The sequence below is a fragment of the Aestuariivirga sp. genome, from assembly GCF_037139295.1.
In the GTDB taxonomy this organism is placed as follows: domain Bacteria; phylum Pseudomonadota; class Alphaproteobacteria; order Rhizobiales; family Aestuariivirgaceae; genus Aestuariivirga.
Map to the genome: position 1 here is coordinate 1 of NZ_JBAXGR010000060.1, position 23,360 is coordinate 23,360.

Below are 23,360 nucleotides of genomic sequence, written 5' to 3' on the forward strand. Positions count from 1 at the left end.
CTCTTCGTCCAACGCATCATACGCGGGCTTGACCCGCGTATCCTTTCTAGCGACCCGCAAAGAAGATCGCCGGGTCAAGCCCGGCGATGATGGACGTATGATGCGTGGGCGTGGCCGCTCATTCCTCGCGGTTCTCACCCTCGTCGGGCTCGTCTTCCTCGACCGGAATCGCATAGTTGCCGCCAAACCAGCGGTTCAGGTCGATCTGCGCGCAGCGTGACGAGCAGAAGGGGTGATACTTCTGGGCGGAGGGCTTCGAGCAGATGGGGCAGGGGCGCTTCGGGCGAAGCCGCACAGGCTCGGTCATCTCAGACCTCGGTTTGCGGCGCCGTCATCCAGCTGTGGAACACCGGATAGCCGGCTCCTTCGAGGAGATGCACCGTCTCGTAGAGCGGCAGGCCGACGACGGCGGAATGAGAACCCGTCAACAGGCGCACGAAGGCCTCTGCGCGGCCCTGGATGGCATAGCCGCCTGCCTTGCCGCGCCATTCATTGCAGGCGATGTAGCTGTCCACGTCCTCGCGCGACAGGCGCTTGAACCGGACCTTGGTTTCCACGCAGCGGGTGGAGAGCTTCTTGCCCGGCGCGATGAGGCAGACGGTGGAATAGACCCAGTGCGAGCGGCCCGAGAGCAGCGACAGGCAGTCGCGCGCCTGGTCCACCGTCTCGGCCTTGGGCAGGATGCGGCGGCCGAGGCCGACGACCGTGTCCGCCGCCAGCACGAAGGTTCTGGGACCGAGCTCCTTCACCAGCGGCATTTCGAGGGCGCGCTCGGCCTTTTCCTTCGCCAGGCGGATGGACAGGGCGCGCGGCGTCTCGCGCTTGTGCGGAAGCTCGTCGATGTCGGACGGGTTGAGGAGGTCGGGCGTCAGCCCGACGCGCTCCAAAAGCTGCAACCGGCGCGGCGAGGCGCTCGCCAGCACCAGCTTGACAGGGGCATGCGCGCCCTTGCTGTTACTTGAAGCGGTAATTGATGCGGCCCTTCGTCAGGTCATAGGGCGTCATCTCGACCATCACGCGGTCGCCGGCCAGCACGCGGATGCGGTTCTTGCGCATCTTGCCGGCAGTGTGGGCGATGATCTCGTGATTGTTGTCGAGCTTCACGCGGAACGTCGCGTTGGGAAGAAGTTCGGTCACGGTACCTTCGAATTCGAGCAGTTCTTCCTTGGCCATGTGGCTCCTTAAAGGGGGGGTTCAGAAATTGCGCGGAAAATGGACCTGTTCACCCGTAAAATCAAGCCTGACGGGCCTAAATCGCACCTGTGTCCATGAGATAGAGCAGGACCGAGGCGTTGACCGCCGCCAAGGCGGTTCCCAGTGCGATGGCGCCTGAAACCGCCGCCGTCGCCTCATTGTTCCGCTGCGAGAACAGGAAGGCGTTGGCGCCCGTCGGCATGGCGGCAAACAGCACCGCCACATGGCCCCATAGCGGCGGGATCGACACCACATAATGCACCAGCAGGAACACGAGGACAGGCATCAGCACCATCTTGAGGCCGATCAGCGTGAACATGCCGCTCCACGAGCCTTTCAGCGAATAGCCCGCCAGCGAGACGCCGAGCGCAAAGAGGGCGGTGGGAACGGAGGCATCTGCCAGCATGTCGAGCATGGTGCCGAAGATCGGGTGCAGCCCCAGGCCGGTGACCCGCCACAGGCTGCCGGCAAGGAGGCCCAGCACGATGCCGTTGGTCGCAAGGTTCTTGAACAGGTCCTTTGCGGTGCCGGAAATCGAGACGCCGCCCGTGGTCTGGAACAATGCCCGGTGCAGCATGGCGGTGAACCACAGGATCGGCGCATGGATCGACAGGATCATGCCGAGCGGAATCGCCACCTGCTGGCCGAAATGCGAGAGCGCCAGCGGTGTGCCGAGAAGCGCGAGGTTGCCAAAGCCTGCCGCCATGGAGGCCGCAGCGCCGCCCGAGACGTTCAGCGATGGCACGATGCGCGAGACCAGCGCCGCCGCCACCCAGGTGATGAACAGACCGCCGAAGAAGGCGATCCACAATTCCCACGGTGCGCCCTGCTGGGCGCCCATGGTAGCCACCGTCTTGAACAGCAGCGCGGGGATGGCGAGGTTGAAGACGAAGAGCGACAGCCCGCGGCCCGCCGCAGCGTCGAAGACCTTGGCGCGCGTGAAGCCATAGCCCAGCACGATCATGCCGAAGACCGGCAGGACGGTGTTGAGTATGGACTCCACTTAGGGTGCGAGCATCAGAGCCAGGGCTGGCTCTGGGCTTGGCTTTTCTCGAAGCTGTCGATGGAAGAGACCTTCTCGAGGCTGAGGCCGATGTCATCGAGCCCGTTGAGCAGGCAATGCTTGCGGAAGGGGTCGAGGTCGAACTTGATGGTGCCGCCGTCTGGACCGCGGATTTCCTGGCTCGGCAGGTCGATGGTCATGGTGGCGTTGGCTCCGCGCTCGGCATCATCCATCAGCTTCTTCAGGTCTTCGGGGCTGACCTTGATCGGCAGGATGCCGTTCTTGAAGCAGTTGTTGTAGAAGATGTCGGCGAACGAGGTGGAGATCACGCAGCGGATGCCGAAATCGAGCAGCGCCCAGGGGGCATGCTCACGCGATGAGCCGCAGCCGAAATTGTCGCCCGCCACCAGGATCTCGGCCTTGCGGTAGGCGGGCCTGTTGAGCACGAAATCCGGCACTTCCACACCGTCCTGGGTGAAGCGCATCTCGAAGAACAGCGACTTGCCGAGACCCGTGCGCTTGATGGTCTTCAGGAACTGCTTCGGGATGATCATGTCGGTGTCGATGTTGACGATGTTCAGCGGCGCGGCGACACCGGTGAGCGTTTCGAACTTCTGCATGGTTTTGTCCTCAGGCGGCTGTGGGGAGATCGGTGCCGAGAGTTTCCTCCGCGCCGATCATGATGTTGAGATTCTGCACGGCGGCACCCGAGGCGCCCTTGCCGAGATTGTCGTAAATGGCCATCAGCAGCACGTGGCCGCGCGCGTCATTGGCGAAGACATGGAGCCGCATGCGGTTGGTGTTGTTGAGGTCTTCCGGGTTGACCGGCGCTGCGCGCTCGATCGACTCGAAGGGCGCCACCGAGATGCAGGGCTGGTTCGCGTAGGCGAGCGACAGGCAGTCGCGAATCTCCTGGCCCTTGGCCTTCTTCGCGAGAAGATCGGCGAATACCGGCACGCAACCCATCATCCCTTGCGCATAATTGCCAACGGCCGGCTGGAAGATAGGCGCATGGGCGAGTTCGGAATAGACCTGCATCTCGGGCAGGTGCTTGTGCGAAAAGCCGAGGCCATAGGGGTGATAGGCAATGGCGGCAGCGCCCTTCACCTCATACTCCTCGATCATCTTCTTGCCGCCACCGGAGTAACCAGAGACTGCGTTGTAGGTGACGGGATAGTCGGGCGACATGATGCCGGCCGCGATCAGCGGGCGGACCAGCGCGATCAGCCCCTGCGGATAGCAGCCGGGGTTGGCGACACGTTTGGCATTGGCAATCTGCTGGCGATGGAGGGCGGAGATTTCCGCCATGCCATAGGCCCAGCCCTCGGCCACGCGGAAGACGGTCGAGGCATCGATGACGCGGGTCTTCGACGCGGGGTCGATCATCGCGACCGCTTCCTTTGCCGCCTCGTCGGGCAGGCAGAGGATGGCAACGTCGACCGAATTCAGCAGTTCGCGGCGCGCCTGCGGATCCTTCCGGCGTTCGGGGTCGATCGAGACGAGCGTCACATCCGAGCGGTTCTGCAACCGCTCGCGGATCTGGAGTCCGGTGGTTCCGGCCTCGCCATCGATGAAAATGCTTGTCATGGGCCGTTCCTATAGAGGGGAAGGGCAAGGGCTGCAACATGGCCCGGCGCATGCCGCACGCTTAAGGAGTGCGGTCCTCGATGCCATACATGTCGTCGTCGGAGAGGCCGAAATGGTGGCCGATCTCGTGCACCAGCACGTGGGTGACGACCGCTCCCAGCGTCTCCTCATGCTCGGCCCAGTAGTCGAGGATGGCGCGGCGATAGAGGAAGACCATGTTGGGCATGCGCCCGGTTTCCGGGATCGCCGCGTCATGGGCGAGGCCGATGCCCTGGAACAGGCCCAGGAGATCGAAGGGCCCGGCATCCATCTCGTTCTGCACCTCTTCCGTAGGGAAGTCGGTGACAGAGATGATCACCTCGCCGCAGAGCGCACGAAAGTCATCGGGGAGGCCCCTGAAGGCCTCTGCCGCCAATTCTTCGATGTCGCTGAGGGTAGGGGCGGAGAGTCCGGACAGCCGGTGGTCCGCCATGGTGCAGGAATTATTCGCAGTTGCCGGTGCAGCTGGCCGCCGAACCCGTCATCGCCTGCACGGTGGTGAAGCCGGCGAGGCCGCCGGTGACGAGCGTCAGGAGCACAAGGCCCATGAAAATGCGGCGCAGGAACTTTGCGTCCGCCTGAACAGTTGAACTAGCCACTTGAAATCCCCACTCGAATGTTGGCGCCGGCCTTAACCTTGGCATCACCTTATCGCCACGCCGGTGACATAAGGTTTAACGAGAAGTTCAGCAACCGTTAATGATCTGCGTCACACTTGGCTGACTCGACCATCAATGTCCCCGATCGATCCTTGTTCCTGCCGGGGTCTTCCCCGTACAGGAACGAACTGCGGTCCCTAGCGTGCCCGCCGATTGTTCGCAAATGAACTTACCGCTGAAATATTGCAGTGCTGTATCAAAGGGAAAGCTGCAAGCCGGTTGGTCAAAATAAATTGGCCCCGCCAGTGGCGGGGCCGAAGTCTGTAGAATCACCTAGCCTAGGCTCAGGCGTCCTTGCGAACGTCCACGAAGCGGCCAGCGAGGGCGGCCGCAGCCGCCATTTCTGGCGACAGCAGGTGGGTCCGGCCCTTGTAGCCCTGGCGGCCCTCGAAGTTGCGGTTCGAGGTGGACGCACAGCGCTGGCCGGGCTTCAGCTGGTCCGGGTTCATGCCGAGGCACATGGAGCAGCCGGGCTCGCGCCACTCAAAGCCGGCGGCCTTGAAGATCTTGTCGAGGCCCTCGGCCTCGGCCTGTTCCTTCACGAGGCCGGAGCCCGGAACGATCATCGCATAGGCGAGGCGGTCGGACACCTTCTTGCCCTCGACGACCTTGGCGACATTGCGCAGGTCCTCGATGCGGCCATTGGTGCAGGAACCGATCCACACGACGTCGAGCTCGACGTCGGTCATCTTCGTTCCGGGCTTCAGGCCCATGTATTCAAGCGCGCGCCACTTGGACTGGCGCTTGCCCTCGTCCGAGATATCGTCCGGGTTGGGCACGGTGCCGTCGATGGTGATGACGTCCTCAGGGGATGTGCCCCAAGACACGATGGGCGGCAGGCTGGCGGCATCGAGCGTGATGACGCGGTCGAAATGCGCGCCTTCGTCTGTCTTCAGCGTGTTCCAGTAGGCAACGGCCTTGTCCCAGTCGGCACCCTTGGGCGCCATCGGGCGACCCTTGAGATATTCAAAGGCCTTCTCGTCAGGCGCAATCATGCCGGCGCGGGCGCCGCCCTCGATGGTCATGTTGCAGACCGTCATGCGGCCTTCCATGGAAAGGTCGCGGATCGCCTCTCCGGCGAACTCGATCACCGAGCCGGTGCCGCCCGCCGTGCCGATCTGGCCGATGACGGCGAGGATGATGTCCTTGGCAGTCGAATGCTTGGGCAGCTTGCCGTCCACCTGGACGAGCATGTTCTTGGCCTTTTTCTGGATCAGCGTCTGGGTGGCGAGCACATGCTCGACCTCGGATGTGCCGATGCCATGGGCCAGCGCACCGAAGGCGCCGTGGGTGGAGGTGTGGCTGTCGCCGCAGACGATCGTCGTGCCCGGCAGCGTGAAGCCCTGCTCGGGGCCCACCACGTGGACGATGCCCTGGCGCTTGTCGAGCTCGTTGAAATACTTGATGCCGAATTCAGCGGCGTTCTTTGCCAGCGTCTCGACCTGGATGCGGCTTTCGTCTTCCGCGATGCCTTTGGAGCGGTCCGTGGTCGGCACGTTGTGGTCGACGACGGCGAGCGTCTTTTCCGGGTGGCGCACCTTGCGGCCGGTCATGCGCAGGCCCTCGAAAGCCTGCGGGCTGGTCACTTCATGCACGAGGTGGCGGTCGATGTAGAGCAGGCAGGTGCCGTCCTCGGCCTCATGGGCAAGGTGATCGTCCCAGATCTTGTCATAGAGCGTGTGCGGCTTGGCCATGGGTTCATGCCTTCGGAGAAAGTGGATTTTGGGGCGTATTTAGCGAGTTCAGGCCCCAAGTCAAACCCCGGGCGGCGATGGATGGTCGTCCTCTCCCGCTTACCGAGCGGGAGAAGACGCTTCAGTCCGGGTTGATGCGGAAATCCGCACCCTCGGGCAGCGTCTGGCCGCCGTCGACGATGATTGTCGTGCCGGTGATGTAGGAGGCCTCGTCCGAGGCGAGGAACAGGGCGCAGTTGGCGATGTCTCTCGGGGTGCCCAGCCGTCCCAGCGGTACGGCCACTTCCATGGACTTGATGAAGGCTTCTGACCGGTGCATCTGCATGCCGGAGGTGAGGATGTTGCCGGGCTCGATGCCATTGACCGTGATGCCGTAGCCCGAGAACTCCAGTGCGGCTGACTTGATGAAGCCGTTGATGCCCGCCTTGGAGGCCGAATAATGGCCGTGGCCGGGGCTGGTCACGCGGGGCCCGGTGATGGACGAGGTGAAGATCATGCGGCCGGACTTCTTCTGCTTCATGTGCGGAAGCGCTGCGCGGGCTGCGAGGAAGGTACCCTTGAGGTTCACTGCCAGCACCTTGTCCCATTCTTCAGGCGAGGTGTTCTCGATCAGCGTCCAGGGGTAGATGCCGGCATTCTGCACGAGGATGTCGAGACCGCCGAAGCCATCGAGCGCCGTCTGTACTGCGCGCTGGGCATGGTCCATGCGCGAAATGTCGGTTTCGATGAAGAGGCCTTTCAGCCGTGCGGCCGTTTCCTTGCCGGCCTCCACCTCGGTGTCGGCGATGACGACCTTGGCGCCTTCCTCGACGAAGCGCTGGGCGATGCCCTCTCCAATGCCGCGTGCCGCGCCGATGACCAGCGCGATCTTGCCTTCCAGCCTTTTCGTCATGCGAACCTCTGGCGTATCTGGATCTTGAGCGTGTCGAGCAGAACCGCAGCGAGCACGAGCAAGCCAAGGATCACCTGCGTGTAATGCGCAGGAAGCCCCATCAGGTTGATGGCGGTGTGGATGGATGAGAGCAGCAGCACGCCGGCATAGACGCCGGGCAGCTTGCCGACGCCGCCCTTCAGGCTGACGCCACCGATGACGACTGCCGCGAAGGCGTTGAACAGCATGCCGGTGCCAAGATTTGCGGTTGCGCCGCTCGTGCGGATGGCAAGCAGCCAGCCGGCGAGGCCTGCGATGGCGCCCGCCAGGATGAAGGAGACGAACATCAGCCGGTCCACCTTGATGCCGGCGCGGAAGGCAGCCACCGCATTGCCGCCGACCAGCGTGATGTGGCGACCGAAGGGGGTGCGGCTCATGATGAAGGAGAACACCACGAAGCAGATGATGGCGATCCAGGCCATGAGGGGAATATAGAGAAACTGCTCGATGCCGATGGAGCGCAGCGAGGGCGAAAGATCCTGCGCCGAGCGCCCGCCGGAGATTGCCACCACAAGCCCGCGCACCCAGATGTAGGAGGCGAGCGTCACGATGAAGGCGTTCATCTTCATCTTAATGGTGAAGAAGCCGTTGAGGAAGCCGATGAGGCCGCCCACCGCCAGCGAGATGATGAGCGAGACGGGGATCGCCAGCCATTCAGGAGTGAGGGTGATGCCGAGCCCGATGCCGTGCGAGCAGAACAGGATGCTGGTGATCATGGCGGCGAGTGCCGCGGTCGACTCGACCGAGAGGTCCATGTGGCCGGCGATGATGACGATGGCAAGACCGATGGCCATCACGCCGACGAAGGTCGACTGCTCGACGATATTGGCGAAGATTCCGATCTGGAAGTAGTTCGGCACGAAGATGGAGAATGCGATCAGCACAGCCGCCAGCATGAACCAGACGAGATGGTCGAGAACGAATTCGGCAGTGGCCCGCTGGCGAGGTGAGTTCATGGCATGGTCCAGTTCTGTCCTCTCTGCCCGTCACCCCGGCTTTCGCCGGGATGACGGTGGAGAGAGTGGTTATGCGTGTGACGCCGCTTATTGTACCGGCGTGATCTTGTCGGTCGGCGCCTTCAGGTTGCCCCAGAAGCGCGGCTCGTCGACATTCGCCTTGGTGATGGCGGCACCCGGGATCTTGATGTTCGGGCCCCACTTCTCGATGGTCATCACCGAGTCAAGACCGAGCACGTTGTAGTTTCCGGGCTTGATTTCCTGCTTGTTCACCACCTTGTCGGCGAACATGGCGAGTGCTGCCGCCTGGGCATAGAGCGGCTGTTCCACCTCGACGTTGAGCCAGCCCTTGCGGATCAGGTCGAGGCCCACCGGCGCACCATTGGAGGAGATCATCATCACGTCGCCCGGCTTCTTGCCCTTGGCCTCGAGAGCGGCCACGGCGGCCACCGAGAGATGGGCGGCGTGCAGGAAGATCAGGTCGATGTCGGGGTTGGCCACCATCTGGTCAGACACGATGGTGCCGGCGTTGGAGGCTTCCCACTGCATGGCGGGCAGCGAGATGATCTGGACGTCGGGGAACTCCTTCATCTTGTCCTCGAAGCCCTTCTGGATGTCGAGGGAATAGGGATCCGACGGATCGCCCAGAACCTGCAGGATCTTGCCCTTCACCGCGCCGTTCTTTTCCTTCAGCAGGCGCTGGATTTCGCCCGCCGCCACCTGGCCGATCTCGATCGTTCCCGCGACCGAAGTGAGGTCGGAGGGTGTCGAGGTGATCTGGCGGTCGAACTCCATGACGGGAATTCCGGCCGCGCGCGCTTTTTCGATCGAGGGGGCGAGCGCGTTGAAGTCCACCGCGGCAAGAATGATTGCCGCAGGCTTCTGCAGAATGGTGTCGTTCATCTGGCTCTGCTGCAGGTCGGTCTTGTTGTCGGCGTTCAGCGTCACGACCTCATAGCCAACGTCACCCATGAACTTGGTGATGGCGGAGACCGACTCGGTCTGGAACTCGTCCAGCAGGGTGGGCACCATGTAGAAGATCTTGCCTTTCGAGCCATCGGCATAGGCGGGGTTGACCAGGCCCACCGCGGCAAGCGTGATGGAGGCAGTCAGGAGTCGGCGCAGTCGGTTCATGTTTGTTTCCTCGTTTGGTTTTCGTTGTGGTTCAGTTCGCTGTCGGACCGTTCGGCCTCGTTTCTTGGGCTTGGCCAGACGACTTTTCAGAAGCCAGGGCCTCGCCGGTGATCATGCCCACGACTTCGCCGGGGCTGGTCTCTCTGGTCGGCACGTCTCCCGCAACACGACCCTGGCGGATGACCACGATGCGGTCCGCCACCTGAAAGGCCTGCTGCATGATGTGGGTGATGATGATGACGCCGATCCCCTGCGCGGCAATGCGCTTGATGAGGTCGAGGCCGCGCCTGGTCTGGTCGACGCCCAATGCGGCGAAGGGTTCGTCGAGCAGCACGAGCTTGCCACCCCAGTGGGCGAAGCGGTTCAATTCGATGGCCTGGCGCTGGCCGCCGGAGAGATGTTCGACATTGGTGCGGAGTGAAGGGATGCGCGTGCCGGCATTCTTCAGCGCCTGCGCCACCACCTCTTCCATTTCCTTCTCCTGAAGGACGGGGATGAAGCCCAGCCACTTCTTCACGATCTCGCGGCCCATGAAGAAATTGCCGACGACGTCGACGTTGGTGCACAGCGAGAGGTCCTGGTAGACGGTCTCGATGCCTTGCGCCTTGGCTTCCGCCGGTGTCGGGAAGAAGCGCTCCTCGCCGTCGAACACCATGCGCCCCGCACTCGCCTTGAGGCCGCCCGAGATGATCTTGACCAGGGTGGACTTGCCTGCACCATTGTCGCCGAGCAGCGCCACGACCTCGCCCTTGCCGACCTTGAAGGACACGCTCTTCAGCGCCTCGATGGCGCCGAAGTTCATGCGGATGTCGTCGAGTTCAAGCAGTGTGGGAAAATTCATGCCACGCGGCTCCTTGCGAAGAGGGGGTCTTTGTCGCCGCCATCCGCCTGGCCCAGGCGCGGCTGCAGCGCGCCGGAGAAGGCGAGCGAGGCCGCACCGCGCAGCACGGCGTCCTGGCCGCTGGCCGAGCGCATGATGCGCGGGGCCGTGCGTTGCTTGCGGTCAGCGACGGAGGTGGGCAGCGGTTCCGCCGCAGCAGCCAGTTCGCATAGCAGCTCATCATCCATGAGACCTCCGATCACCACCGTTTCGGGATCGAAGAGGTTTTCGATCGCCACGATGGCGTTGCGCAGCAACGGGGCGGCTTCCTTGATCCATGCGGCCTGGCCGATGACCGGCGTGCGGCGCTGATAGGCCTCGAGCGATACATAGCGTTCGAGGCAACCCTTGTTGCCGCATGAACAGGGCTGGCCGTCGGGCACCATCGGCACATGGCCGATCTCACCGGCATTGCCGTAGATTCCGCGCATCGGTTCGCCGTTGCGCACCATGGATCCACCAAGGCCAACGGCGAAATAGAGAAAGTAGAAATCGCCCACACTGCGGCCCACGCCATAAAGACTTTCGCCCAGCGCAGCTGCCAGCGTGTCGCCATCGACGAAGGCGGGAAGGCCAGTTATCTCGGACAGGCGCTGGGCCACGGCAACGCCGCGCCAGCTTTCAAGCGTGGTGGGGCCGACGAAGCTCATCTTGTCGATGTCGAAGGGACCCGGCATGGCAAGGCCGATGCCGAGTATCATCCGGCCATCGGTCTTGGCGCGGAAACCGTTGACCAGCTTGCTGATGGCGCGGAAGCTTTCTTCCGGGTGTGGTGGCGACATGTCCAGCCGCTGGGCCGCGACGATGGTGCCGGCAAGATCGACGAGCGCTGCCTCGATGCCGCGCGGTGTGACGTTGACGCCGATCGCATAGGCGCCCTGCGGGTTGAGGGTGAGGCTCATCGGCGGCGAGCCGCGGCTTTTCCGGTGGGTGCGTTCGCCGGAAACCAGGCCGAGTTCTTCCAGCTCGCGGATGATGTTGGCCACCGTCTGGACGGTCAGGCCCACCCTCTGCGCGATGCCGGCGCGTTCGATCGGCCCGTGCTGCCGGATCGTCTCAAGAACGATCCGCCGGTTGTACGGCCTGCCGAATTCCTGGTTCGTCCCCTTGAGGGACATGGCGTCATCCCCGTTTTTTGACAGGGATCATGCGCCGAATCCTGAATAATGCAAATGAACTTATAATTCCCGCAGAACGCGCGCGATTTGCCCGCCTGTGACCTGCGCCTCGCCCGGCTTCAGGCACATGGGGTTGACGGTCACGATGCCCTTGTCGCGCTGGGCGGGGTCCAGCGCCACGGCCGGTTCGCCACCTTGCAGCCTCAGGCACAGCTCGGTGGCACTCATCTTGTCAGGGTCGAGCGTGATCTCGACGGTGGGCACGGCGCCGGTGTCATTGCTGCCGGTGATGGTGACGAGGAAGCCGTCGAGCCTTGCCGCCACCGTCTCGCAATCCTTCAGCCAGCGCGCATGGCGCGCCGCGTCGCCCTCGGCGATGAACAGGCGGAGTGCGGTGAGCAGGCCCACGATCTCCTCCTTGCCAGCCTTGCAACTCCTTCCGATGCCGTGCGCGGGCGCGCCCTTGAGGCGGTACTTGTCGATCAGGGTGGGCGGCGGCGACCACATGTCCCAGAAGATGTCGAGGTCGAGGTGCTGGAGCGCTGCGGCCATCACCAGGTCGCGCCGTCCGGCCAACATGCCGCTGGCCTGGGGGCCCCCCAGCGCCTTGCCACCAGAGAAGGCCACGAGATCCGCACCTTCTGAAATGAAGCGCTTGAGATTATCCTGCGGTGGCAGCTGTGCCGCGGCATCCACGAGCACCGGAATGCCGCGGGCATGTGCCACGGCCACGACCTCGGCAAGCGGCGGGCGCGACTGCGCGTCGGCGACATAGAAGATGCAGGCGGTGTTGTCGGTGATCGCATCCTCGATCTCCCAAGCCTCCGCATCGCGCACGCCGGCACCGGCGTAGCGGTCAGGCAACCCAACCTCGACGATTTTCAGCCCTGTCGCGCGGATGGCGTGGTCATAGAAATTGCGCTGGCTGCGCACCATCACGCATTCGGACTTCATGCCCGTGGTGTCGGGCAGGCGCGCCATCCTGCCCGGATCAAGCCCGGTGATGCAGGCGGCAGCGCCGATCAGCAGGCAGGCCGAGGCACCCGATGCGACATAACCTGCCTCAGCACCCGTCGCTTCGGCGATGATGCGCGAGGCCGCGGCCTGCAGCTCCGCAATGTCGACGCAGGACTGCGAAGCCTCCACCATGGCGGCGGCTACTTCCGGCCGCATGATGCCGCCCGAGAGGCGCGTGGCCGTGCCCTTGGCGTTGATGAGCGTCCTGACACCGAGATCGCCGTAAACCGTCACGAGCGGGAACTCCTGCAAATCCATGAACCCCTGCTTATCGTAGTTCCTCCCATGACTGCCAAGCCGCAATCGTCACTCACGGTCTACTATGACGGCGCATGCCCGGTGTGTAGCCGTGAGATCGGGTTCTACCGGAAGCGCACTGGTGGGGACGTCAGCTATTGCGATGTCACCGGTGAGGGCCGCCCCGCGCCGGATCTTGACCGGGATGATGCGCTGCAGCGCTTTCATGTCCGCCTGGCCAATGGGGCTCTGGTCTCGGGTGCTGCCGCCTTCCTCGCGCTCTGGGCGGCCACACCCGGCTTCCGGCTGCCGGCACGACTGCTGTCCGCGCCACCTGTGGTCGCGGTGCTGGATGTTGCCTATGGCGGCTTCCTGAAGCTGCGCCGGCTCTGGCGCTAGGGCGCTTCGATCCAGTCCCTGATGGACGGAAACACGGGGCGCAGATAGGCGATCATGCGGCCCTCGGGTGAGGCGGTCGCCTGCTCGCCCCACGGTGCCACGCCATGCACGAGGTGGCGGTGAACCAGCACCGCTTCGCCCGGTGACGAGGGCAGGGCAAGGCGCTCGCAAGTCTCAAACACCCTGCGGCGCGCCTCCTGATAGGCAGCGGTGACGTCGACCTCAGGCCATGTCTCCGGCGCCTTGCCGGCGAAGGTTGCGGCAAACATCTGCTTCATGATCCGGTGCGAGCCCTTCCATACGGTGAGCGGTGCGGCGTCGGCGGATTGCTCGGTGAGCGTGATGCCGAGGATGTAGGCATGCGGTTCCCTCAGGTAGCGCCGCTTCTCGGGCCCTTCGGCCAGCAGTCCGTCGACATGCGCGGCATCGCGGTTGCGGCGGAAACTGTAGGCAGCCTCGCTCTCCTCGGCCGATGGCTGCGGGTAGCCCGGATAACAGACCGACACCTGCGCGCGGTGCAGCGGCAAATGCAGCCCGAGTGCATCCGTTACGATGCTCATCGCTTCGCCCGCAAGGGGCGGGCCTCCGGGCAGCCGGCCGGTCGGGTCATTCGGCAGCGCATCGACACCGACAAACCACGTACCGCCGCAGCGCAGCCATGCCGCATTGGCCGGATCACGCGTTGCCGAGGCCGCAGGGGCCAGGGCATGCCGCGCCCAAGCCAGCGTCGCCGCATCAACCGGAAAGCGCAGGAATCCGTCACTGAAGAAGGTGTCGATCTGGCGCATGGCCATTCCCTAGCACGGACCGCATGGAACAGGCCATCCATGGCCCTGGCCTGCCTGAAATGTCGCCATGTGGTGAACAATTCCTGAATTGGTTGAAAAGTGCTGAATGGTCGGGAATTTTGGTGGGTTGCTGGCTCCCTCCGAACTGTTTGAATCGCATGGCTTTTCTTGAGGAAAGTCGTTGAATGCAACCAATGATTGCTGCTTGTTCACCTGATTTGACCAATATCAACGGGAAATTAAGTCACCTGAATCCCATATTTCCACCACACAGGGCTGCCAAACGGGCGCCAGATCCGAAACGGGCAAGCGGCCAAGGGGGCCATGGCTTGCCGCAACCAAGGGGCTTCATCACATGAACCTTCGCACCGCTTTCGCGGCAACCCTGATTGTTGCCGCCGCTCTCCCCCTCGCCAACATCGCCCAGGCAGCGCCCTTGGCGCGGTCCGAGGTAACCAAGCTCTTCCCCGGCCAGTTCGAGGCCCAGGTGAAGGGTTACCGCGTCAACTTCACCGGCAGCCGTGGCGGCTCGATTTCGGGCGTCGCCTATGGCCAGCAGGACACTGGCCATTGGTACATGAAGGGCTCCGCGCTGTGCGTTTCCTTCGACAAATGGACAAAGGGCGAGGCCAAGTGCGGTCGCATCAGCCAGCAGGGCGGCTGGTATGTTGCCCAGGGCAATGATGGTGATGTGCTCAAGTTCCGACGTACCGACGTGGCGCAGAACTAGGTCACTGGCCACCTGCCGCGATTGACGCGGGCAACGCCTCACGCCAAGGTGATTCCGATTTTGGAAGGGACTCATGACGGCGTTTGTTTCGACAGTAGCGCGCGGAGAAAAGCCGTGCACCGGGCTGCGGCAGGTCGCCGCCGCCTTCTTCTGCTTATCCCTTCTGGCTGGTTGCGCCAGCTTGCCCAAGGGCGAGCTGAAGACGCTCGGCTCCGAGGTCGTCCAGGAAAACATCGACTTCTCGACGCTTGACGTCAACGCCAAGCGCGCCAAGGCTGCCTACGCCCAGCCCGCACAGATCCGCACCGCCTATCCAAAGACCATCCGCGTGGCCACGCCGGGTGGCCGCGACGTCCAGTACTTCATCGAGCAGGACGACAAGGCGAAGGTGCAATACATCGTGGTGCGCGGCACCATGGACGACAAGACGCTGAGCGAGGACTTCGACGCCAAGGTGCGCGATGACCGCGCCACCAAGATCCCGATCCACACCGGCTTCGACCAGGATGCCCGCGCCGTGTGGAAGGATGCACAACCCTACCTCAAGAAGGGATATCAGACCTATGTCGTCGGCCACTCGCTGGGTGGCGCGGTGGCAGCCGTGCTCGGCCTCTACATGATCGAGGATGGCTACAAGGTCGACAAGATTTACACCTATGGCCAGCCGCGCTTCACCACGGCCGTGGGCGTATCGCAGCTCGGCTTCCTGCCTCTGATGCGGGTGGTCGACGAGAACGACCTGGTGCCGCTGTTGCCGCCCGGCGTGATGGTGAACAAGAAGTTCGGCCCCTACCAGCAGGTGGGGCCAGAGGTGATCCTGCTCGAGGGGCCGGACTATGTCTATCTTCCGGCCCAGACTGCGAGCGAACTCAGCCTCGGCGAATTCTGGCGCGACATGAGCGTTGCCGACCTGAAGGACCACAAGCTCAACAACTATATCCGGCGCATCGAGGACAAGATGACGGCGAGCCGCGCAGTCGCTTATAATTCGCGCGAGAACTACGTGGCGAAGAAGAAGGCTGTCGCGACGCTGCAGCCCGGGCAATGACTTCGGTCGAAGCCCTCATCGCCGCCTACCCACTGCTGGAAATGCTGGTGGGGCTTGTGATCCTGACAGTGGTGATCCTCGTCCACGGCACCGAGGTGCGGCTGGTCTATCGCCACTTCACCCGAAGCTGGGAGCAGGGCGGCACGACGATGGCTCCATGGCACTATAACGTCATGATAACGTCATGGTGTCGGTGGCTGCCGCCTCGCTTGCCGCCCTCCACCTCCTCGTCACCCTCATGTGGGCCTGGCCGATCTGGTGGACCGGGCTCATTCCCGGCATGCGAGACCCCTATTTCTTCGTGCTCGAAAACTACACCACTCTGGGCGATGATACGGTGAGCCTCCCCCAGGGGTGGCGTCTCATAGGCCCGGTCATCGCAATATCTGGTCTTTTCAACTTCGGCTGGACGGACTCCATCTTCGTCAACATGATGCATGACCTGGGCACGCTCGACCGCGCCCAGGCCCGCCGCGAACGCCATTGAGGCCAATCCGGGGCCGCCGGCGTTAACTTAACTTTTCGTTTACGATTGCCCCTCCGCCGACCCCGAGGCATATTTACTCCATATTAACGATATGGGCCGGGGCTTGCAGATGGGGAAGATCGGAAAGGGAGTGGCGCTGATGCTGGGCTGCCTTCTGGCGCTCGCCACCCCGTCGCTCGCCAGCAGCACCCAGAAGGTCTCTGCCTTCGCCCATGAATATTCCGAGACCCTTCCGCCCATCGGCTTCGTCGAGTTCTGCCAGCGCAATCCTGAAAACTGCCAGCCGGATGGCTCGCGCCAGCGCCGGATTTCCATGCCTGAGGAGAAGTGGCTTCTGGTGCGCATGGTCAACGCCTTCGTCAATGGCGCCATTGCCCCGGTGACCGACGAGACCCTCTACGGAACACCCGAATACTGGACGATCCCCACCGATGCCGGTGACTGCGAGGACGTGGTTCTGCTGAAGAAGAAGATCCTGATCTCCAAGGGCATCCCGGAAGAAGCACTGCGCATTACCGTCGTTCTGGACGAGCACGGCGAGGGTCATGCCGTGCTGACGCTGACCTCCGCGGCCGGCGACTACATTCTTGATAACCGCCGCAACGAGGTCCGCGTCTGGGCCAATACCGGCTACACCATGCTGAAGCGCCAGTCGGCGCAGGACCCGCGCAAGTGGGTGTCGCTCGAACCGGTCCGCGGCGGCTCCGCCATCGCCGGCACTGCCAGCAAGTAAGCGGGACATTTCATCATGCTCGGCCTTCCCTTCCGCATCGCCACCACCATCGCCATCGCGCTGTTCTTCTCCAGCAAGTGGGTGCGCCGCGCCGTTGCCGCCGTGCTGGTGTCCGCCACCATCGTCGCCCTCCAGCATCAGGACGTGCTTCAGGCGCTGGTCGGCCCGCAGTCCGATCATGGCCAGTTGCTCCGGGCGCTGTCCGCCTTTGCCGGCAGCTGAGCCTTCCCTGCGACCCTTCGGATTCTGGACACGAGCCGGCGCATCGGTCTATCTGATGCCATGTGCTGGGGATTTCTTGCACGGCTGAGGAACATGCGCCGCTGGTTCGCCCAGGCGGTGATGCTCGCCTTCGTGTTGCCCGCCATCATCGGCCTGCTGCCGCAGCCCGCGCTGTCCGCCTCCACCGCCCTCGACCAGGATATCCTCATGTCGGTCTGCGGGCAGGACCTGCCTGGCCAGCCAGACGGCGGCCAGCAGCACCAGGCGACCCACGACCACTGCATGCTGTGTGGCAATCACGGCCAGAGTTGCTGCCCGACGCTTGGCGCATCAGCGCCGGCCTTCGCTGCAACGCCGCGGCATGTCGGCATCCCTCAAACTGCCACGCCTGAGGCCCTTGCTTCGCCGCTACAGGCGCTGCTTGACGCCAGTCCACCGCGCGGCCCGCCCGCTTCCGTCTAAAGGTAGACGAAGCCGCATCCGGTCACGGGTGCTCCCAGATGAATTTCATTCGCGATGCGCGGTCGCCCTGCGATTGCCCAGTACGCCTGAAAGGAAACTTTCCATGTCTCTCTTCAAGCAGATCAACTTTGCCGCCACTCTGTTACTGGCAGCTGGTCTTGGCTTCTCTGATGCACAAGCCCACGAGATCAAGCTCGGCGATCTCGTCATTCATCATCCCTGGTCGCGGCAGTCTCCCATGGCGGCAGATGTGGCGGCAGGTTTCATGACGATCACCAACAACGGCAAGGAGGATGACAGGCTCGTCAAGGCCACCTCCGAGGTGAGCAAGCTCGTGCAGGTCCACGACATGAAGATGGTGGGCGACGTCATGAAGATGGTGGAATTGCCGGATGGGCTGGTCATTCCCGCCGGCGCCACGGTGAAGCTCAAGCCGAAAGGCCTGCACCTGATGTTCATGGGCCTCGAGCGGCAGGTCGTGGAAGGCGAGGAATTCACCGGCACGCTCACCTTCGAGAAAGCAGGCAGCGTGACGGTCGAGTATGAGGTGGCAGCACCCGGCGGCGACATGAGCGACATGCATTGAACGTGCGGGGAGGGATTGACGTCCCTCCCCATCCGAAATGGAAGGCGATGCGATGAAGTATGTCAGGGTTTTTGCGGTCGCTGCGGTGGCCGGCGCGGTGGCGCTCGGTGCAGTGGCGTGGTTCGGGGCGGGACTGCTGCACAACAGCCCGCCGTCCGCGGTTTTCGAAATCGGCGGGCCATTTGTGCTCGCCTCGTCCAAGGGAGGCGTGGTCGATTCGAAATTGCTGCAAGGCAAGCCCTATGCGGTGTTCTTCGGCTTCACCCACTGCCCGGAGGTGTGCCCCACCACGCTCAATGACATGAGCAACAGCCTTGTCGCACTTGGCGATGCCGCGAAGGATTTCCGCGTGTTCTTCATTACCGTCGACCCCGCACGCGACACGGTGGAGACGATGAAGGACTATGTCTCGAACTTCGACCCGCGCATCGATGCGCTGGTGCCCACCGAGGAACAGCTGAAGCAGCTCGTGTCCGACTTCCGCGTCTATTACGCCAAGGTGCCCACCAGCGATGGCGGCTACACGATGGACCACACGGCAACCACATTCCTGTTTGATCGCGGCGGGAAACTTGTCGGCACCCTTGCCTATGACGAGGCGGAGGACGCAAGGCAGGCGAAGCTGAAGCGGCTGCTCGGGGGTTAACCAATTGGCTGAACAACGCTCGCGCAGCGTGCGGCTCTTCGCCTAGAGCATAAGTAAGCAAGGGCTTTTTTCTTATCGTTGCTTCAGATAGACTGATCGCGATCAGGGATGCGGTCGCAAGGCTGGCAACAGCCCCTGAGTGGAACGATGCAGGCGGGGATGATGGAAGTTAACGGCTTCGTCGATTACTACAAGATCCTGGGCATCAAACCCGACATCTCTGCCGATGACCTGGGCCGGCGCTTCCACCGCCTCGCCAAGCGCTATCACCCCGACAATCCGCAGACCGGCAACCGTGAACGCTTCGACCAGATCGTCGAAGCGCACAACATTCTGAAGGACTTGGGCAAGCGATCCAAATACGACATTCTCTACAACCAGGTTGTCGGTTCGAATCCGACTCATGCCTCGGACAGTAATGGTACCGACGGGGACACGGTTGGTCAGGACGTCGACATACAGTCGAAGCTGCTCTCGGTGTTCTACAACAAGCGGCGCCACAACATCCGCGACCCGGGCGTGCCGGAGATGGAACTCGAGCGCATCTTCAACTGCAAGATCGAAAGCCTCGAATTCCACTTCTGGTATCTGAAGGCCAAGCACTGGATCGAAAAACTCGAAAATGGCATGTTTTCGATCACCGTTGAGGGCATTGACCACATCAACTCCGAACACCACCGCAAGACAACCACCATGCTGCTGATGGACCGCAGCCATGAGAACGACGACCTCGACTAAGCCGCCAGGTTTCCCGCCCTTGTTGTGAGCGCGCAGGCATAGTAGGATCAAGGTTCAATTTGACCCCTGCGAGGATGCCATGGAATTTCTGGATGGCTGGGCAATTGCGGTCGGTGACTCGTCGTGCCGATACATGGCCCGTCATGGGCATCAGGCACTGGAGGGGTTGTTCTGCTCTGAAGGGGCCTATTCCGCCGGATGGCGGCTCTTCGTTGCCGCCATTTTTCTGGCGATCATCACCTATGTCCTCTACCGGATGCTGAGAATCGGCCCCTGAGGGACCGATCTGCTGCTCACCAGGAGGTCTGCTGCTGGAAATGCTGGAAGAGCCAGGTCTCGCTCAGCGCCCTTCCATCCTTGGTGCGCAGATAGGCGCGCAGATCGACCGGCGCCGGACCATGGACGTCGAGATCGAACAGGATGCGCCAGCGGTCGGTTCCGATAACGCGGATGGCAAAGGGATTGACCACCTTGCCGCGTGAAACCGTGATGTCCGGAATGGCCCGGTTCTTGGTGCCTTCACGCGTGGACAGGTCCCCGCCCTCGAAGTCGATCACATACTTCACGTAGCTCGAAGCCTTGTCGCGGACGGCTGGATTGCCGCCATTGCCGCGCCGTGTCGACACCACATGTGCAATGCTGGCGGGCCGGTAAGGTTCGGCGTCAACCCAGTGCAGGCGATAATCGAGCGCGAAGGACTGGCCTGCCTTCACTGCCGCGCGCGGTGTCCAGAAGGCGACGATGTTGTCGTGAACCTCGTCCTCGGTGGGAATCTCGACGAGCTGCACCTCGCCTTCACCCCAGTCGCCCTTGGGCTCCACCCACAGCGTCGGGCGCCTGTCGTAGAAAACACCATCGTCCTCGTAATGCGTGAAGTCGCGGTCGCGCTGCACGAGGCCGAAGCCCTTCGGGTTCTTGTCGAGGAAGCTGTTGGTCATCACCTGCGGCGGGTTGTTGAGCGGACGCCAGATGCGCTCGCCAGCACCCGTCCAGATGGCGAGGCCCTCGGAGTCATGAACCTGCGGGCGCCAGTCGCGGGCCTGGCGCTGGTTCGTCTCCGAGAACCAGAACATCGAGGTGAGCGGTGCAAAGCCCAGCTGCTCGATGTCGCTGCGCGTGAAGATGCGGACTTCGACATCCATGATCACCGCTTTCGGCTTTGAACAGGTGAAGCGGAAGGCGCCGGTGACGCTCTGGCTGTCGAGCAACGCCGTGATCACCAGCGCGTCCGGCTTCTCCTCGAGATAGAATTCGGTGAAGCGCGGGAACTCCTCCGGCTTTGAAGCGGTTGTGTCGATGCTGAGCCCGCGCGCCGAAAGGCCATACTGGTTCAGTTCACCCGCCGTGCGGAAGTAGGCCGCACCAAGAAACGCCAGCCAGTCGCTGCTGGTGTCACCCTCATGCACGCGGAAGCCGGCGAAGCCCAGATCATCCGGAAGCCTGTCGACGATGGGGCGGGCCTTGGGGCCCAACTTGAAGAGGTCCGGGCTGTAGAGCACATTGCGAGACTGGTCGCCCTCGACCACGGCGATCTTCACGGGCGACTTGAAATAGCGCCCGAGGTGGAACAGCCGCACCGGGTAGCGCGTGCCCTTGAACAGCGAATCTTCCGGCCGGAAGGTGATCTGCTGGTAGGCATCGAAGTCGATCTTCTCGAGAAGTTCCGCGCCGCGCACCGGCGTGGGCGCGAAGGGCTTCATCGCCATCTCGCGCGCTGTCGCGATGAGGCCGTCGAAGCTGAAAGGAACCGGACCGGACAAGGTGATCCCCTTGATCCCCTCCGCAAGCGCGGCGCCCGAAGCAGCGATGCCGGACGCGGCGGCCGCGAGGATGAAGGCACGTCTGGAGAGTGTCGGGGTCATGGTGTGTTTGCTGCCGGTTTTGGAGGGGCTTGCGTTACTGAATGGGTGCTTCCGATGCAATCGAAAGGCGGCAGGGAAATGGCAGCACGCCGCTGCGGAGATGGTCAGCCTTCAACCGGTCGCATGCTGGCCCTGGCCGCGATCCAGCAGCTGACGATGATCAGGCTGGCGCCGGCCAGTGTCTCCCAGGAGACGGATTCGCCGAAGAACCACCATCCGAGCCCGATTGCCCAGATGAAGGCAGTGTATTCGGTGCTGATCAGATATTGCGCCTCGGCCCGCGCATAGGACCAGCTCATGAGGTACTGGCCGGTCAGCGACAGCACCGTCACCCCAACCAGCGGAAGCCAGTATTGCTGGGGCAGCCACATGCCAAGCCACGGGGCCGCAGCACCCATGATGATGAGCAGGGCGAGATTCTGGAAGAACATGATCTCGATCGGCTTGGCAATTTGCGCCTGCTTGCGCGTGAGGATCAGGTTGAAGCCGTAGAAGATGGTGGAGACGAGAATGGACAGCGTGCCGAGCAGCGTCTCCTCGCTGTAACTGGCGCCGCCGAATTGCCCCGCCACGATGACGGCCACGCCGGCAAAGCCAAGCACCGCTGCCCACACCGCCTGCAGCCTGATCCGTTCGCCCAGCAGCACGGCGGCGAGGAACAGCGCAAACAGCGGTGCGATGAAGCTGAGCCCGATCGCCTCGGCCATGGGCAGCCGCGCGAGCCCCCAGAAGAAGGTGATCAGCACGATGCCAACGATCACGGCCCGCAGCGCATGAAGTTGCAGCGCCTTGAAGCTGGGCCGGGCCCGCGATTTCGTGGCCCAGCCCGCCGCCGAGGCAATGCTGGCCAGCACGCTGCGCCACAGCACGATGTTGTAGACGCCGGCCGCAATGACAAGCGACTTCATCCCCGCGTCCATTGCGGAGAGAAGGAAGATCGCCAGTGTGCACACGAGCACCGGTATCATTGTGGATGCGGCGCTTTTCACGCGCGGTCGCCTCGATCTGTGTTGCTTCGAATTTCGGGCCTCTATTGCATGAATTCAGCGTTGTACATAACATCGGCGTGAAGGCAGTTCATCGACATGACTGTTGTATCGCCTCATGGATCGACCCAAAGAGGCGATGCATCGACCTGATTTGCAAAGTTCCCCGCAAAATATATGCTTTGCGTCCAAGATTGCAGTGATCGATGATTTCCCAGCCAGCAACAGGTCCCTCCACCCCCGCCGATCACGTCCGGTTCGTCATCGGAATGGTCACGGTGCTGTGCTGCGTCCTTGCCGTCATGGCGGCCCGCGAAAAGCTGTTGGGTGATCCGGACATCTCGTGGCACATCAAGACTGGCAGCTGGATCTGGCAGCACCAGGCGTTCCCCACGGTCGATCCCTTTTCCTACAGTTTCGCGGGCCAGCCCTGGATCGCGAAGGAATGGCTATCGCAGATCGTGTATTTTGCGGCCTTTGCCCTCGGGGGTTGGAATGCCGTCGCCTTCACCGGCCTGGCGGTGATCGGTGTTTCCGTCGCGCTGCTCTATTGGTCCGTTTCCGGCTGGCTCAGGCCAAGCCTCGCTGCTGTGGTGGTTCTTGTCTGCATTCTTCTCGCGAGCACGTCCATCACCGTACGGCCGCATCTGCTGAGCTTGCCGCTTCTGGTGATCTGGACCGATCAGCTCTTTAAGGCGTCGAAGGAAGGCCGATCACCGAACTTCTTCCTGCTGCTGGTGCTGGTGGTGTGGGCAAACCTGCATGCAGCCTTCACCATGGGCTTCGTCATTGCCTTTTTCGCTTTTCTCGATGTCCTCGAAACCAGTGGATTGACGAAGAAATCCGTGATCCTGAAGTGGGTGGCGTTCCTCGCGCTTTGCCCGCTGGTCTGCTTGATCCATCCCTATACTTATCAGCCCATGCTGGCGACATGGCTGTTCATCAAGCCCCACGACTGGGTTGCCCCGATCGTCGAGTGGCAGCCCTTCAATGCCCAGATTCACAAGCTGCATGCCGTGGCCCTGATTGGCCTCATGTTCGCGGCCCTCATCTCGGGTTTCCGTCTGGGGATTGCGCGTGCGCTGTTGCTCGCCCTGCTGGTCTATCTGTTCATGACGCATGTGCGCTACGCGTTCTTTCTCTTTCCGGTGCTCACCTTGGTGGTGGCACCGGGCGTCGCGCGGCAATTCCCCGTCCTTTCATTCGAACAGTGGCGTCTCCAAC

The 23,360-nt window shown here is 62.8% G+C and carries 30 protein-coding genes and 1 pseudogene; 13 read left to right on the forward strand and 18 right to left on the reverse strand.

The window, feature by feature from the left end; all coding sequences use genetic code 11:
• Positions 1–118: 118 nt before the first annotated feature.
• From yacG to WCJ41_RS14485, 15 genes are all read right to left on the reverse strand, one after another.
• Entirely contained in the window at positions 119–307 is a 189-nt protein-coding gene (gene yacG / locus WCJ41_RS14415; RefSeq protein ID WP_336906530.1) for a DNA gyrase inhibitor YacG, read from the reverse strand.
• Between the two features lies 1 nt (position 308).
• A complete protein-coding gene (locus WCJ41_RS14420; protein ID WP_336906531.1) occupies positions 309–923 on the reverse strand; it encodes a Maf family nucleotide pyrophosphatase in 615 nt (204 codons plus the stop codon).
• 31 nt (positions 924–954) lie between these two features.
• Positions 955–1,173, reverse strand: coding sequence for a translation initiation factor IF-1 (gene infA, locus WCJ41_RS14425; RefSeq protein WP_111197504.1), 219 nt, complete (start codon positions 1,171–1,173; stop codon positions 955–957).
• A gap of 76 nt (positions 1,174–1,249) precedes the next feature.
• Positions 1,250–2,197, reverse strand: a complete 948-nt coding sequence (locus WCJ41_RS14430) for an AEC family transporter (protein ID WP_336906532.1) — start codon at positions 2,195–2,197, stop codon at positions 1,250–1,252.
• Between the two features lie 14 nt (positions 2,198–2,211).
• Positions 2,212–2,817 carry a 3-isopropylmalate dehydratase small subunit gene (gene leuD / locus WCJ41_RS14435; protein ID WP_336906533.1) on the reverse strand — a complete coding sequence of 202 codons (606 nt, stop codon included), beginning with the start codon at positions 2,815–2,817 and terminating at the stop codon, positions 2,212–2,214.
• Between the two features lie 10 nt (positions 2,818–2,827).
• Positions 2,828–3,784 (reverse strand): N-acetyl-gamma-glutamyl-phosphate reductase, encoded by a 957-nt coding sequence (gene argC / locus WCJ41_RS14440; protein ID WP_336906534.1) that lies wholly within the window; start codon positions 3,782–3,784, stop codon positions 2,828–2,830.
• Between the two features lie 61 nt (positions 3,785–3,845).
• The gene (locus WCJ41_RS14445) at positions 3,846–4,256 is read right to left on the reverse strand and encodes a metallopeptidase family protein (RefSeq protein WP_336906535.1); all 411 of its coding nucleotides are present in this window, start codon (positions 4,254–4,256) and stop codon (positions 3,846–3,848) included.
• Positions 4,257–4,266: 10 nt separating this feature from the next.
• Positions 4,267–4,422 (reverse strand): hypothetical protein, encoded by a 156-nt coding sequence (locus tag WCJ41_RS14450; protein WP_336906536.1) that lies wholly within the window; start codon positions 4,420–4,422, stop codon positions 4,267–4,269.
• A 344-nt stretch (positions 4,423–4,766) separates the two neighbouring features.
• Positions 4,767–6,176, reverse strand: coding sequence for a 3-isopropylmalate dehydratase large subunit (gene leuC, locus WCJ41_RS14455; RefSeq protein WP_336906537.1), 1,410 nt, complete (start codon positions 6,174–6,176; stop codon positions 4,767–4,769).
• Positions 6,177–6,297: 121 nt separating this feature from the next.
• Positions 6,298–7,068, reverse strand: coding sequence for an SDR family oxidoreductase (locus WCJ41_RS14460; RefSeq protein WP_336906538.1), 771 nt, complete (start codon positions 7,066–7,068; stop codon positions 6,298–6,300).
• Entirely contained in the window at positions 7,065–8,063 is a 999-nt protein-coding gene (locus WCJ41_RS14465) for an ABC transporter permease (protein WP_336906539.1), read from the reverse strand. Before WCJ41_RS14465 ends, WCJ41_RS14460 begins: the two co-directional genes overlap by 4 nt.
• Positions 8,064–8,150: 87 nt before the next feature.
• The gene (locus WCJ41_RS14470; RefSeq protein WP_336906557.1) at positions 8,151–9,188 is read right to left on the reverse strand and encodes a sugar ABC transporter substrate-binding protein; all 1,038 of its coding nucleotides are present in this window, start codon (positions 9,186–9,188) and stop codon (positions 8,151–8,153) included.
• Positions 9,189–9,228: 40 nt separating this feature from the next.
• The gene (locus tag WCJ41_RS14475; RefSeq protein ID WP_336906540.1) at positions 9,229–10,038 is read right to left on the reverse strand and encodes an ATP-binding cassette domain-containing protein; all 810 of its coding nucleotides are present in this window, start codon (positions 10,036–10,038) and stop codon (positions 9,229–9,231) included.
• Complete coding sequence (locus tag WCJ41_RS14480; RefSeq protein WP_336906541.1) at positions 10,035–11,195, reverse strand: ROK family transcriptional regulator; 1,161 nt, start codon at positions 11,193–11,195, stop codon at positions 10,035–10,037. The genes WCJ41_RS14475 and WCJ41_RS14480 overlap by 4 nt, the downstream gene beginning before the upstream one ends.
• Positions 11,196–11,255: 60 nt before the next feature.
• Complete coding sequence (locus WCJ41_RS14485; protein ID WP_336906542.1) at positions 11,256–12,470, reverse strand: aminotransferase class V-fold PLP-dependent enzyme; 1,215 nt, start codon at positions 12,468–12,470, stop codon at positions 11,256–11,258.
• Positions 12,471–12,497: 27 nt separating this feature from the next.
• Here WCJ41_RS14485 and WCJ41_RS14490 point away from each other — a divergent pair, with 27 nt between their 5' ends.
• A complete protein-coding gene (locus WCJ41_RS14490; protein ID WP_336906543.1) occupies positions 12,498–12,848 on the forward strand; it encodes a DUF393 domain-containing protein in 351 nt (116 codons plus the stop codon).
• Here the strand turns inward: WCJ41_RS14490 and WCJ41_RS14495 are convergent.
• Entirely contained in the window at positions 12,845–13,636 is a 792-nt protein-coding gene (locus tag WCJ41_RS14495; RefSeq protein ID WP_336906544.1) for a hypothetical protein, read from the reverse strand. The two genes, WCJ41_RS14490 and WCJ41_RS14495, sit on opposite strands and share 4 nt — an antisense overlap.
• 23 nt (positions 13,637–13,659) lie before the next feature.
• On the opposite strand from WCJ41_RS14495, the gene WCJ41_RS14500 reads away from it, so the two are divergent.
• The 11 genes from WCJ41_RS14500 to WCJ41_RS14550 all read left to right on the forward strand — a co-directional run bounded on the left by WCJ41_RS14500 (position 13,660) and on the right by WCJ41_RS14550 (position 19,565).
• Positions 13,660–13,821, forward strand: coding sequence for a hypothetical protein (locus WCJ41_RS14500; RefSeq protein WP_336906545.1), 162 nt, complete (start codon positions 13,660–13,662; stop codon positions 13,819–13,821).
• Positions 13,822–13,991: 170 nt separating this feature from the next.
• Positions 13,992–14,366: a hypothetical protein gene (locus tag WCJ41_RS14505; protein ID WP_336906546.1), complete on the forward strand. Its 375-nt coding sequence runs from the start codon at positions 13,992–13,994 to the stop codon at positions 14,364–14,366.
• Positions 14,367–14,439: 73 nt separating this feature from the next.
• Positions 14,440–15,414 carry a lipase family protein gene (locus tag WCJ41_RS14510; protein ID WP_336906547.1) on the forward strand — a complete coding sequence of 325 codons (975 nt, stop codon included), beginning with the start codon at positions 14,440–14,442 and terminating at the stop codon, positions 15,412–15,414.
• Between the two features lie 184 nt (positions 15,415–15,598).
• Positions 15,599–15,901 carry a hypothetical protein gene (locus WCJ41_RS14515; RefSeq protein WP_336906548.1) on the forward strand — a complete coding sequence of 101 codons (303 nt, stop codon included), beginning with the start codon at positions 15,599–15,601 and terminating at the stop codon, positions 15,899–15,901.
• A 109-nt stretch (positions 15,902–16,010) separates the two neighbouring features.
• Complete coding sequence (locus WCJ41_RS14520; protein WP_336906549.1) at positions 16,011–16,634, forward strand: transglutaminase-like cysteine peptidase; 624 nt, start codon at positions 16,011–16,013, stop codon at positions 16,632–16,634.
• A gap of 15 nt (positions 16,635–16,649) precedes the next feature.
• Positions 16,650–16,856 (forward strand): hypothetical protein, encoded by a 207-nt coding sequence (locus WCJ41_RS14525; RefSeq protein WP_336906550.1) that lies wholly within the window; start codon positions 16,650–16,652, stop codon positions 16,854–16,856.
• A 93-nt stretch (positions 16,857–16,949) separates the two neighbouring features.
• Positions 16,950–17,318, forward strand: coding sequence for a hypothetical protein (locus WCJ41_RS14530; RefSeq protein ID WP_336906551.1), 369 nt, complete (start codon positions 16,950–16,952; stop codon positions 17,316–17,318).
• 103 nt (positions 17,319–17,421) lie between these two features.
• Positions 17,422–17,904, forward strand: a complete 483-nt coding sequence (locus WCJ41_RS14535; RefSeq protein ID WP_336906552.1) for a copper chaperone PCu(A)C — start codon at positions 17,422–17,424, stop codon at positions 17,902–17,904.
• Between the two features lie 52 nt (positions 17,905–17,956).
• Positions 17,957–18,550: an SCO family protein gene (locus WCJ41_RS14540; protein ID WP_336906553.1), complete on the forward strand. Its 594-nt coding sequence runs from the start codon at positions 17,957–17,959 to the stop codon at positions 18,548–18,550.
• 159 nt (positions 18,551–18,709) lie between these two features.
• A complete protein-coding gene (locus WCJ41_RS14545; RefSeq protein WP_336906554.1) occupies positions 18,710–19,288 on the forward strand; it encodes a DnaJ domain-containing protein in 579 nt (192 codons plus the stop codon).
• Positions 19,289–19,367: 79 nt separating this feature from the next.
• Positions 19,368–19,565: a hypothetical protein gene (locus WCJ41_RS14550; protein ID WP_336906555.1), complete on the forward strand. Its 198-nt coding sequence runs from the start codon at positions 19,368–19,370 to the stop codon at positions 19,563–19,565.
• Between the two features lie 16 nt (positions 19,566–19,581).
• On the opposite strand, the gene WCJ41_RS14555 is transcribed toward WCJ41_RS14550, so the two are convergent.
• Together WCJ41_RS14555 and WCJ41_RS14560 are read right to left on the reverse strand one after the other, a co-directional pair.
• Positions 19,582–21,150: a glucan biosynthesis protein gene (locus WCJ41_RS14555; protein WP_336906556.1), complete on the reverse strand. Its 1,569-nt coding sequence runs from the start codon at positions 21,148–21,150 to the stop codon at positions 19,582–19,584.
• A 104-nt stretch (positions 21,151–21,254) separates the two neighbouring features.
• Positions 21,255–22,118 (reverse strand): DMT family transporter, encoded by an 864-nt coding sequence (locus tag WCJ41_RS14560; RefSeq protein WP_336906558.1) that lies wholly within the window; start codon positions 22,116–22,118, stop codon positions 21,255–21,257.
• A 287-nt stretch (positions 22,119–22,405) separates the two neighbouring features.
• Between WCJ41_RS14560 and WCJ41_RS14565 the strand changes: the two are divergent.
• A pseudogene (locus tag WCJ41_RS14565) lies at positions 22,406–23,360 on the forward strand (hypothetical protein); the annotation flags it as partial.

Bases quoted from the DNA above. Each gene is read 5' to 3' on its own strand.
- yacG (WP_336906530.1), bottom strand. From the start codon at position 307: ATGACCGAGCCTGTGCGGCTTCGCCCGAAGCGCCCCTGCCCCATCTGC.
- infA (WP_111197504.1), bottom strand. From the start codon at position 1,173: ATGGCCAAGGAAGAACTGCTCGAATTCGAAGGTACCGTGACCGAACTT.
- leuD (WP_336906533.1), bottom strand. From the start codon at position 2,817: ATGCAGAAGTTCGAAACGCTCACCGGTGTCGCCGCGCCGCTGAACATC.
- argC (WP_336906534.1), bottom strand. From the start codon at position 3,784: ATGACAAGCATTTTCATCGATGGCGAGGCCGGAACCACCGGACTCCAG.
- WCJ41_RS14445 (WP_336906535.1), bottom strand. From the start codon at position 4,256: ATGGCGGACCACCGGCTGTCCGGACTCTCCGCCCCTACCCTCAGCGAC.
- leuC (WP_336906537.1), bottom strand. From the start codon at position 6,176: ATGGCCAAGCCGCACACGCTCTATGACAAGATCTGGGACGATCACCTT.
- WCJ41_RS14460 (WP_336906538.1), bottom strand. From the start codon at position 7,068: ATGACGAAAAGGCTGGAAGGCAAGATCGCGCTGGTCATCGGCGCGGCA.
- WCJ41_RS14465 (WP_336906539.1), bottom strand. From the start codon at position 8,063: ATGAACTCACCTCGCCAGCGGGCCACTGCCGAATTCGTTCTCGACCAT.
- WCJ41_RS14475 (WP_336906540.1), bottom strand. From the start codon at position 10,038: ATGAATTTTCCCACACTGCTTGAACTCGACGACATCCGCATGAACTTC.
- WCJ41_RS14480 (WP_336906541.1), bottom strand. From the start codon at position 11,195: ATGTCCCTCAAGGGGACGAACCAGGAATTCGGCAGGCCGTACAACCGG.
- WCJ41_RS14485 (WP_336906542.1), bottom strand. From the start codon at position 12,470: ATGGATTTGCAGGAGTTCCCGCTCGTGACGGTTTACGGCGATCTCGGT.
- WCJ41_RS14490 (WP_336906543.1), top strand. From the start codon at position 12,498: ATGACTGCCAAGCCGCAATCGTCACTCACGGTCTACTATGACGGCGCA.
- WCJ41_RS14495 (WP_336906544.1), bottom strand. From the start codon at position 13,636: ATGCGCCAGATCGACACCTTCTTCAGTGACGGATTCCTGCGCTTTCCG.
- WCJ41_RS14500 (WP_336906545.1), top strand. From the start codon at position 13,660: ATGGAACAGGCCATCCATGGCCCTGGCCTGCCTGAAATGTCGCCATGT.
- WCJ41_RS14505 (WP_336906546.1), top strand. From the start codon at position 13,992: ATGAACCTTCGCACCGCTTTCGCGGCAACCCTGATTGTTGCCGCCGCT.
- WCJ41_RS14510 (WP_336906547.1), top strand. From the start codon at position 14,440: ATGACGGCGTTTGTTTCGACAGTAGCGCGCGGAGAAAAGCCGTGCACC.
- WCJ41_RS14515 (WP_336906548.1), top strand. From the start codon at position 15,599: ATGGTGTCGGTGGCTGCCGCCTCGCTTGCCGCCCTCCACCTCCTCGTC.
- WCJ41_RS14520 (WP_336906549.1), top strand. From the start codon at position 16,011: ATGGGGAAGATCGGAAAGGGAGTGGCGCTGATGCTGGGCTGCCTTCTG.
- WCJ41_RS14525 (WP_336906550.1), top strand. From the start codon at position 16,650: ATGCTCGGCCTTCCCTTCCGCATCGCCACCACCATCGCCATCGCGCTG.
- WCJ41_RS14530 (WP_336906551.1), top strand. From the start codon at position 16,950: ATGCGCCGCTGGTTCGCCCAGGCGGTGATGCTCGCCTTCGTGTTGCCC.
- WCJ41_RS14535 (WP_336906552.1), top strand. From the start codon at position 17,422: ATGTCTCTCTTCAAGCAGATCAACTTTGCCGCCACTCTGTTACTGGCA.
- WCJ41_RS14540 (WP_336906553.1), top strand. From the start codon at position 17,957: ATGAAGTATGTCAGGGTTTTTGCGGTCGCTGCGGTGGCCGGCGCGGTG.
- WCJ41_RS14545 (WP_336906554.1), top strand. From the start codon at position 18,710: ATGATGGAAGTTAACGGCTTCGTCGATTACTACAAGATCCTGGGCATC.
- WCJ41_RS14550 (WP_336906555.1), top strand. From the start codon at position 19,368: ATGGAATTTCTGGATGGCTGGGCAATTGCGGTCGGTGACTCGTCGTGC.
- WCJ41_RS14555 (WP_336906556.1), bottom strand. From the start codon at position 21,150: ATGACCCCGACACTCTCCAGACGTGCCTTCATCCTCGCGGCCGCCGCG.
- WCJ41_RS14560 (WP_336906558.1), bottom strand. From the start codon at position 22,118: ATGATACCGGTGCTCGTGTGCACACTGGCGATCTTCCTTCTCTCCGCA.